This window comes from Ferdinandcohnia sp. SAFN-114, assembly GCF_059415045.1.
In genome coordinates, this window is record NZ_JBPFDQ010000033.1 from 44,131 (window position 1) to 54,002 (window position 9,872).

8 protein-coding genes are annotated in these 9,872 nt (G+C 40.2%); all 8 read right to left on the reverse strand.

Translation table 11 applies throughout. From position 1 onward, the window contains the following. Positions 1-15: 15 nt before the first annotated feature. The 8 genes from kamA to ACR65M_RS12405 all read right to left on the reverse strand — a co-directional run bounded on the left by kamA (position 16) and on the right by ACR65M_RS12405 (position 9,612). Positions 16-1,431, reverse strand: a complete 1,416-nt coding sequence (kamA, locus tag ACR65M_RS12370) for a lysine 2,3-aminomutase (protein WP_440273448.1) — start codon at positions 1,429-1,431, stop codon at positions 16-18. An 84-nt stretch (positions 1,432-1,515) separates the two neighbouring features. Continuing rightward, positions 1,516-2,886, reverse strand: a complete 1,371-nt coding sequence (locus ACR65M_RS12375) for a sigma-54 interaction domain-containing protein (RefSeq protein WP_341331625.1) — start codon at positions 2,884-2,886, stop codon at positions 1,516-1,518. Between the two features lie 63 nt (positions 2,887-2,949). After that, complete coding sequence (ablB, locus tag ACR65M_RS12380; RefSeq protein WP_341331624.1) at positions 2,950-3,804, reverse strand: putative beta-lysine N-acetyltransferase; 855 nt, start codon at positions 3,802-3,804, stop codon at positions 2,950-2,952. Between the two features lie 40 nt (positions 3,805-3,844). After that, positions 3,845-5,116: a peptidase gene (locus ACR65M_RS12385; protein WP_341331623.1), complete on the reverse strand. Its 1,272-nt coding sequence runs from the start codon at positions 5,114-5,116 to the stop codon at positions 3,845-3,847. Between the two features lie 15 nt (positions 5,117-5,131). Beyond that, a complete protein-coding gene (locus tag ACR65M_RS12390; RefSeq protein WP_341331622.1) occupies positions 5,132-5,794 on the reverse strand; it encodes a 3-oxoacid CoA-transferase subunit B in 663 nt (220 codons plus the stop codon). Then, positions 5,779-6,471: a CoA transferase subunit A gene (locus tag ACR65M_RS12395; protein WP_341333537.1), complete on the reverse strand. Its 693-nt coding sequence runs from the start codon at positions 6,469-6,471 to the stop codon at positions 5,779-5,781. Before ACR65M_RS12395 ends, ACR65M_RS12390 begins: the two co-directional genes overlap by 16 nt. Positions 6,472-6,491: 20 nt before the next feature. Continuing rightward, complete coding sequence (locus ACR65M_RS12400) at positions 6,492-7,847, reverse strand: aspartate aminotransferase family protein (protein ID WP_440273449.1); 1,356 nt, start codon at positions 7,845-7,847, stop codon at positions 6,492-6,494. 844 nt (positions 7,848-8,691) lie between these two features. Continuing rightward, entirely contained in the window at positions 8,692-9,612 is a 921-nt protein-coding gene (locus ACR65M_RS12405) for an NAD(P)/FAD-dependent oxidoreductase (RefSeq protein ID WP_341331620.1), read from the reverse strand. Between the last annotated feature and the right edge of the window lie 260 nt (positions 9,613-9,872).

The following is a 9,872-nucleotide window of genomic DNA, read 5'->3' on the forward strand; positions in this document are numbered from 1 at the left end:
AACCTCCAATCACATTTAACTAGATTTTTCATCTTCCTTACTAGAGCCCTTCATTTTTTGTAAAGTAGATTGGTATTTTTTCTCCTTCAATTCGTCCCGTTTATCACGTTTATCTTTTAATGTGCTATGACTTGGGTCTTCATTGTATTTCTTTCTACGAGAAATTCGGTTTATGCCTTCAGGGACAAGGTTAAAGCCATCACCTAGAAGACCCGCTATACCCGCAGTTGATTTTTTATCTTCGAGCGAGCCTACATGCTCTGTAAAATAAGCGTCTGCACGGCCGGGTACATAGTTTTCTGGCTCTGGATACGTGGTGATGACTCCTTCAAAATTACGTAACACCACTTTTTCCGGACTTTGCGAAAGCAGATAATTTGGCTGAACCGCAATTTTTCCGCCACCACCAGGTGCATCTACGACAAAGGTTGGCACGGCATAACCTGAAGTGTGACCACGTAAACCCTCGATAATTTCTAGTCCTTTAGAAACAGGTGCTCTAAAGTGACCAATTCCTTCAGATAAATCACATTGATAAATATAATAAGGACGAACTCTGATTTTGACCAAATCATGCATAAGCTTTTTCATGATTTCCACACTATCGTTAATGCCTGCTAAAATAACAGATTGGTTTCCGACTGGCACACCACTGTTAACCAGCATTTCACACGCTTTTTTTGCTTCCTCTGTAATCTCAATAGACGTATTAAAATGTGTATTTAACCATACAGGATGGTATTTCTTTAAAATATTACACAGGTTTTCTGTAATTCGCTGCGGGAATACAACAGGTGCCCTTGTTCCGATACGAATGATTTCCACATGCGGAATCGCCCGTAAATTTTTCAAAATGTACTCAAGAATATTGTCATTGATCAGAAGGCCGTCACCACCTGAAATAAGGACGTCACGTACTTCAGGAGTGTTGGCGATGTAGCCTATCGCAGCATCAAGCTGTTTTTTCGGCACACCCATACCGATTTGGCCGGAAAATCGTCTCCTCGTACAATAGCGGCAATACATTGAGCATTGGTTCGTTACTAAGAAGAGGACACGGTCAGGGTAACGATGTGTTAAACCAGGTACTGGTGAATCTTCGTCTTCTTCAAGAGGATCTTCTAAATCATATTTTGTTTTGTAAATCTCTTTCCCAATTGGCACTGATTGCATCCGAATTGGGCAACGTGAATCATCAGGATTCATTAACGATGCGTAATATGGTGTTATATTTAAAGGAATCGTCTTTGTGGAGATTAAGACACCTTCTTCTTCTTCTGGAGTCAGATTAATGACCTTACGTAAATCATCGATTGTGCGAATTGTATTCGTCAATTGCCAAATCCAATCGTTCCACTGCTCATCCGTTACATCCTTCCATAATTCAATGTCCTTCCAATGACGCTTAGGTTTATATAAGTTCATCTGCATAAAAAATCTCCTCCCTACTCTTATTAACATGCAAGTAGCATGCCAACTGTTAAGTAGAAAAGAGATCTAAATGAAAATATGGGTCTAATTATTTTTTTTTTGCAATTTGTATTGCAGGGTTTGACGAGGAATCTCTAGAAGTTTTGCCGCTCTATTGATGTTCCCGCCTGACTTTTTCATGGCTGCATCGATCAAAGAGTTTTCGGTTTCTTGTATGACTTCACGAAGCGGTCTTAATGTGACTGTAGACTTTGGTTTGGTATCGACAAGATGAACCGGTAATAAATCCGTTGTAAGTGCTGTTCCTTCAGCCATAATCATTGCATGTTCAATGATATGTTTTAATTCCCTTACATTCCCTGGCCAAAGGTAATTAGCAAATAATTGAAGGACCTCATTATCAACCTTTGAGACACTTTTTTGAAAGCTATGGTTATATAGTCCAACAAAGTGGTCGACTAAATATGGTATGTCCTCAAGTCTGTTCTTTAAAGGAGGAATCTCTAAAGAGAAAACATTCAAACGATAATACAAATCTGGTCTTAGTTCATGATCCCTCACGCAATCTGTTGGATATTTGTTTAGTGCAACAATCACGCGAACATCGACTTGAAGTGTCTTCGGGCTGCCAATTCTCCGAACCATCCCATCCTCAAGGACACGGAGCAATCGGGATTGGAGCTCAAGTGGCATCGAATTGATTTCGTCTAAAAAAAGCGTTCCTCCATGTGCAATTTCAAATAACCCAGCACGGTCCACTGCTCCCGTATAGCTCCCTTTAACCGTTCCAAATAAAATACTTTCTAATAAACTTTCGGGTAACGCTGCACAGTTTTGCGCGATAAAAGGAGCTTGCCTTCGTGGTGAGGTATTATGAATCGCTTGCACAAGAAGCTCCTTACCAGTTCCGGTTTCACCATACACTAAAACAGTTGATGATGAGTTCGCAACTTTCATTGCTTGTTTTTTTACATTGTTGAAGCGCTCATTTTTCGTCAGGATGTCATGAAAAGTGTATTTTGCTCCATATAATTCCTGAGGCTTTTTTGAAGGACTGCGAACCTTTGATTGCAGGTCCATCAATTTATTGGATAAATCTTTAATCTTCGAATAATCTTTTCCAATTTCAACAGCACCAATGAATTTACCATTTATATGGATGGGTAAAGTCGTATTTACCGTATCAATCAGCTTTCCCCATTTGTTTTTATAAGTTTGGGGAAGATGATAAATCGGCTGTTTTGTGCGAATGACCTTTAATAGAGTACTAGAATCCTCATTTAAAGAAGGAAAGACCTCGAGAAGATGCTTACCAAGTACCTCATCCCGGCTAAGCCCATCATGCTCGGCTGCTACCTGATTATAGAAGATGGTGATTCCTTCCTCATTAACAACATGTATGGCTTCATCAATACTATCTAAAATGGCAATGACAAGTTCTTCCCCGATTTGCACTCATCTCCACCTCCCTCATCACATGATGAAAATCCGGCGCTTACTGCCGAAAAATTGGCAGGTTCAGTCAATTGATAAATCCTTGACCCACACATTCATGTCTTCAATCTTATCAAAAATATAGCAGTTGTTTGTGAGTCTGCCAGTATAAGAGTATCCTAACTGGTAAAAGCTTTTATTCATTCCATATGAAAGTGCCCTTGCAATTGAATAGGCACAATATATTCCATTGTTAATAAGCTCCATTTCCAGTTGTATTAAAAGCTTCTTCATTAAGCCGTGTTTCCTATACGCATCCAAGGTTGCACAATCGGTTAGCTCCGCATTATGAAAGCTATAATTAACTTCGGCTGAGGCGCTACTAATAATCACGCCATTGTCGAGAGCGACATAAAAAACCGTGGAATCCTTCATTGCTTTCTGAATATAGTCTGGGTTGTTTAATGGAGTTGGATAAATCTTGAACACAGTATCATACAATTTAGCAAGTTGCCCTGCATCTTCGGGTGTTGCTTTGCGGATTAGAAATTGAGTGTTTGTTTGATTATTTTTTCGCGGATTCCTTAAGATGTCGGTTATTATTTGTTCTTCTTCCATCCATTTATCACTATTTCTTCTTTCATTTGTAAAATACTTCGTAACAAAATAGGCATCACTGCCATTAAAATATTTTTGAACCATTGCCTCAATCATAAAGCCACATTTCATAAATTCAAATAAGTCCTCACGTTTAGCCATACAAATAACTTTTTCAAAAGAATGGAATACTGCAAGCTCGTTAACCTCATCTAATAAGGTCATAAGATTACCTCGATAATCTAATACACGAAGTCTCCGGTTGAAATAGTCTACTACAATGTCTGCTTGATATGAAGCTGCATGTAATCGTTTTTGTTCATTGTATTTTTGACCTGACAACATCAAACCTCCTCATAGCATAGCCTTTTCATCTATCATATCATTTTTCAGAAACTTCACACCATGCTAAAATCGTTTGAGCAATGATTTCTGCCGTTTCAAACATCCGTTCAAGCTCAATATACTCATTTGGGTAATGAGCAACTTCAGTTGTTCCAGGACCAAATACAATGGTCGGGATATTGCCGACTGCTGTTAAAAGTCCGCCATCTGTTCCCCAAGGAGATGCCTCAATGATTGGTTCTTTCCCCAAGACATCTTTATACGTATTGATTAAAAGATTCATTAGTTCATGGTCAGGATCAATTGTACCAGGCACCCAACGTGCACCAAACCACTCAAGTCCAACTGGATGGTTTTGGAACCATGGATCTATTTCAGGTAATTTTTCAAGCCATTGTTGCATTTCAGCTTTTGCGTTCTCGATTGTTTCCTCAGGGGCGACACCCATTCGACCTTCAATGGTAACAACGTCTGGAACAGAAGACGGCCAAGTTCCTCCGTTTATTTTTCCAATATTAATAGGCACTGGGATTGGCGTATTTCTATAAAGTGGATCATTAATCTCCGCATTGCGAATCATTTCAAGCTTCAAAAGATGGTTAATTACCGTCATAGCCTTTTCGATTGCACTAACACCTTCATACCTCGTTCCACCATGTGCAATTCGGCCGTAAATATCAATTTTAAACCACATTGAACCTTGTTGTTTCGGGAAAATCTTCATATTCGTCGGCTCTGGGATTATGGCTCCATCTGCTTTATAGCCCTTGATAATCGTTGCAAGTGTTCCGGCACCACCACTTTCCTCTTCGATGACACTTTGGAAAATGACATCGCCTTTTAGTTGAATACCAGATTCCTTGATAGCTTGGATTGCTAATAGCATTGCGACATTTCCACCTTTCATATCAGTGGAACCTCGCCCATATAATTTTCCATCTTTCACTTCAGCGGAATACGGATCCATCTCCCATTGGGTGATATCACCTTCTGGAACAACATCAATGTGACCATTTAAGAGAAGTGATTTTCCCCCACCTGTCCCTTTTAGAACACCGACTACATTCGGACTATCGAGAAAGTTTGTTCTTGGGGAAACAAAATATGGATGCTTTAAAAGTTCCGAACCATTCGGTTCCCAGATGTCAATTTCCATCCCAAGTTGGCGGCATTTTTCTATAATAATTGCTTGCGAAGACCTTTCATTGCCTTGGAGACTCGGTTCTTGAACAAGCTTTTTTAATAGACGGATGCCTTTTCCCCTATTTTCTTGGATCCACTTCTTCACTTTATCGTTAGTATCACTCAAACACTTCCCCTCCCTTTAGGTTAGTTGTGAAATGGTTTCATCCCACTTCAATTCGGCACTCGTATTTTTTATCACATCTTCAATTGTAAAAGGAGTCATCACTTCTAATAGATGGAGGCCATCCTCTTTTACCTCAATCACGGCCATATCGGTAATGATAAGATTAACACAGCTTTTAGAGGTTAAAGGCAAACTGCACTCTTTAACAATCTTTGAGTTTCCATGTTTATCGACATGGTTCATTAAAACAATCACTTTTTTTGCTTTTTGCGCTAACTCCATTGCACCACCCATCCCAGGTACACGTTTACCTGGAACAATCCAGTTCGCGAGGTCTCCTTTTTCACTAACCTGAAGTGATCCAAGAATGGTTATATCAATATAACCCCGCCGAATCATACCAAAGGCAATTGAACTATCAAAATAGGACGAACCTGTAATGGTGGTTACGGGGTAGCCCGCGGCGTTACAAATATTCTCATCTTCTGACCCTTTTTCTGGGCTTGGACCGATCCCTAAAATGCCATTTTCAGCATGAATCATGACATTAATCCCTTCAGGGAGGTGATTTGGAACGAGGGAAGGAATACCAATTCCTAGATTCACAATCATACCATCTTTGACTTCCTGTGCAGCCCGTTTTGCAATCCGATTGCGAACATCTACTCCCATACCCATTTCCAATTCACCCCTCTACTCTTAATAATCATGTCTACATAGATTCCGGGTGTTACGATTTCTTCTGGATCTAATTCTCCTAATGGAACAATTTCCTCAACCTCGGCAATTGTGAATTTCCCAGCCATGGCAACAAGCGGATTCATGTTTCTGGCACTCTTATCATAGACAAGATTTCCAAATGGATCGGCCTTTTTAGCGAAAAGAATGGAAATGTCCGCTGTTAAAGGCTTTTCTAATAGATAGTTTGTGCCGTCGACTGGAATGATTTGTTTCCCATTTGATACGATTTCATTGTCAATTCCAACATCGACTAAAATACCACCAAGGCCAACACCACCTGCACGGATTCGTTCAGCAAGTGTGCCTTGGGGTGAAAATTCGATTTCCATTTTTCCATCCGTCATCAATTGACCTGCAACTGGATTCGAACCAATATGGGAGACAATACATTTTTTCGCGTGTCCTCGACTGACAAGTTTCCCAATTCCGATGTTGGGAAAGCCGGTGTCATTTCCAATCAACGTCAAATCTTTCACATTTTTTTCTAGCAATCCGTCTATTAACGCTGGGGGACTTCCTATTCCACCAAATCCCCCAAACATTACCGTTGTTCCATCATTGATATGTGTGAGTGCATCTTCTAGAGTTGAAATCTTATTGTATCGATTTTCAATCAATTATGGTCACCTCCAGATTATGTTGAAATGATTCCTTTTTTCTGTAGTTCTGCCTCAACATCTTCAAATGTTTGATCAAGGAGCTCGATTAACTCATCAATTTGTTGAGTTGTAATTGTTAAAGGCGGTGCTACAAGAATAGCGTCACCACCGACCCCTTCAATGCCAGCTGCAGCCGGATATAGTAACAATCCATTGTTTTGACCTTGACTAACAACCAGTGAAGTTAAGTCGATTTCTTTTTTAAAAGGGAACTTTGTGATCATGTCGGATACGAATTCGATTCCACACATCAGCCCTTTTCCACGAACATCGCCGATAATCGGGTGCTTTTTTTGCAATTCTTCTAGTTTGGTATTAAGATATTTTCCGTTTTTCGCAGATTTTTCAACTAGATTATGAGTTTCAATATAGCTGACGACTGCTAACGCAACAGCTGTAGATTGCGGGTTCGCACTATAGGTGTGTCCACTCATAATTAGCTTTGAGCCTTTTTGAATTGGTTCCATTACATTTTCACTAACGAGGGTTGCGGCAATGGGTGTGTACCCCGCACTCATACCTTTTCCTAGTGCAATGATGTCAGCATGTGTGTCCCAATGTTCAAGGGCAAACATCTTTCCGGTCCGGCCCATTCCTGTCATGACCTCATCAGCAATAAACAAGATATTGTGTTTTTTACAGATTTCTTTAATCACCTGATAATAACCAGGAGGCGGGACAATGGCACCACCCGCAGCTCCGATAATTGGCTCGGCAATAAATGCGGCAATATGATCGGCCCCAATTCTGTTAATCGCTTGTTCTAGCTCGGTTGCACACATATGATTACAAGCTGGATAAGTGGCGTTGAAAGGACATCGGAAACAATACGGTGGTTGAATGGTCGGAAAGTCTTCTAATAATGGTACAAAGCGAGCTCTCCTTCCGGTGTGTCCAGACATTGAGAGTGCACCAATCGTAATCCCGTGGTAGCTCATCCAACGTGACAATATTTTGTTTTTCCCTTTAATCCCTTTTTCTTGCCAATGCTGAATGGCAATCTTCATGGCCGTTTCCGTCGCCTCAGAGCCACTGTTCACAAAAAAAGACCAGTATTCACCGCCTTTTGCTAGGTCACTTAATTTTTTAGCCAATTTTTCTGCAGGTTCACTTGTGAACTGTGACCTGTAGACAAATGATATTTTGTTAGCCTGTTTTTCAATTTCTTCCATGATTTCTTTCACGCCATGGCCGATGCTAGCCGTGATGGCACCTGATGAGCCATCGATATATCTTTTTCCATTTGTGTCGTATAAGTAGATTCCATCCCCATGGCTAATCATCGGATATTCCTTATCCAATAAAGGTTTAATCAAGCGGGTTGCGTCCATCGCGAACCCCTCCTCACGAAAAATGGTATTACAGTCCTATTATGGTAATGGGTATGCTGCGTGTTTTGTGTTTGAGTGTTGTAAAAATTGGGCTGTGGATGGTGGACTAGGAATTTTATGTTTTTATGGTTGATGAAGGACTTTAACACGTGATATCTTGGCCATAGGGTCCTTCTTAGTGCTGATGAAGGACTTTAGCATGTGAGCTCTTGGCTATAGGGTGCTTCATAGTGCTGATGAAGAACTTTAGCATTGTGAGCTCTTGGCTATAGGGTGCTTCATAGTGCTGATGAAGAACTTTAGCATTGTGAGATCTTGGCCGTAGGGTCCTTCATAGTGTTGATGAAGAACTTTAGCATGTGAGATCTTGGCCGTAGGGTCCTTCATAGTGCTGATGAAGGACTTTAGCATGTGAGATCTTGGCCGTAGGGTCCTTCATAGTGCTGATGAAGGACTTTAGCATGTGAGATCTTGGCTGTAGGGTCCTTCATAGTGCTGATGAAGGACTTTAGCACGTGAGATCTTGGCTGTAGGGTCCTTCATAGTGCTGATGAAGGACTTTAGCATGTGAGATCTTGGCCGTATAGTCCTTCATAACCGAGATGAAGAGGAAAACCTGATGAAAACTCCCCGTGAATCCCCTTCATAGCCACGATGAAGAGGAAAACCACCTGAAATCTCCCCGTGAACCCCCTTCATAGCCACGATGAAGAGGAAAACCAAACGAAATGTCCACCGAATCCCCTTCATCAACTTTCTCTTATACAAACGCTATTTTTGTAAGCGGATACAATAGATAAAAGCCTATTATTACATCATATGTATGTAAGGATTGATAATTTCGTTAATTGCAGGTTTTTTCCTCTAAAAGGCTTTTGTGTATCCAAATGGCTGCTTGCATGCCGTCTCCCATGGCAATCGTTGTTTGTTCAGAGTGCACGGCTATATCTCCAGCTGCCCATACATGCTCGACGTTTGTCTTTTTTGTCCTGGGATCAACGATGATATGCTTATTTTCTGTTCGTTCAATGCCAAGCTGGGTAGCTAGTTCGGAACGGACTTCGTTTCCTGGAAACCCCAAAAATCCTCGGTCCCCATGTATGACTTCTCCACTTTTCAAGCGAACACCGACAAAATTTGAGGATTCCTCTTCAAGCAATACTTCCTCCGTATCATCCTGGATATGTGTGATTCCGTTTTGCTTTAACTTTGACAACAATTCGCTATCAAGTTTTTTCCAATCATGATTAATAAATGTGATGTCTTTTGTAAAATAGGTTAGAGTGAGTGCCATGTTTGCACCAGATTTTCCAGAACCGATCACAATTACATGTTTGTCTACTACTTCATATCCATCACAATCAGGACATACATATATTGATAAACCAAGGCATTTGTAGATGTTTTTGATGGGAGGAATATTGTCCTTTACACCTGTTGCCAGTAACAACCTTTTAGCAAAATAGGTATCTCCACCGCGGCAATATAACTTAAATATCCCATCCGCTTTTTCAACCTTTGTAACTTCATTTTGTATAAAAGAAACACCAAGTTTTTCAGCCTGCATTTTTCCAAGTTTTCTTAAAGTTTGTCCACTCACACCGTCTGGCCAGCCTAAAATATTATGGTAAGACCTGCAAATGGTGGAACGTCCGTCATTTGAATCAATCACTGTTATTTTATGTTTATATCGTCCAAGTTGGATTGCTGCCTGTAGACCAGCAATACCTCCACCGATAATTGTAACATCATATTGTACAGACATACTTTCACCTCGTATAAGACATATACCTTTTATCTTTTGTTTATAATAGAGGATTCTATTCAAAAAAAGTAAGTTTACATAATGTAATTATGGTTAAACAAGAAAAATAACTTTACATAATATTTTTATGATAAACCACCATCCTTACCTCTTTTTAACCCAATAACAAAAAAAAGCTCCTTTCTGAACTGACCTAGCCAAATGAGACATATATAAAACACCTATCCATATTAAATTTAACACTTTTTCATTAATTTGAT

Excerpts from the sequence above, each read along its gene's own strand:
- kamA (WP_440273448.1), bottom strand. The coding sequence starts at position 1,431 with ATGCAGATGAACTTATATAAACCTAAGCGTCATTGGAAGGACATTGAA.
- ACR65M_RS12390 (WP_341331622.1), bottom strand. The coding sequence starts at position 5,794 with ATGGGTATGGGAGTAGATGTTCGCAATCGGATTGCAAAACGGGCTGCA.
- ACR65M_RS12400 (WP_440273449.1), bottom strand. The coding sequence starts at position 7,847 with ATGGACGCAACCCGCTTGATTAAACCTTTATTGGATAAGGAATATCCG.
- ACR65M_RS12405 (WP_341331620.1), bottom strand. The coding sequence starts at position 9,612 with ATGTCTGTACAATATGATGTTACAATTATCGGTGGAGGTATTGCTGGT.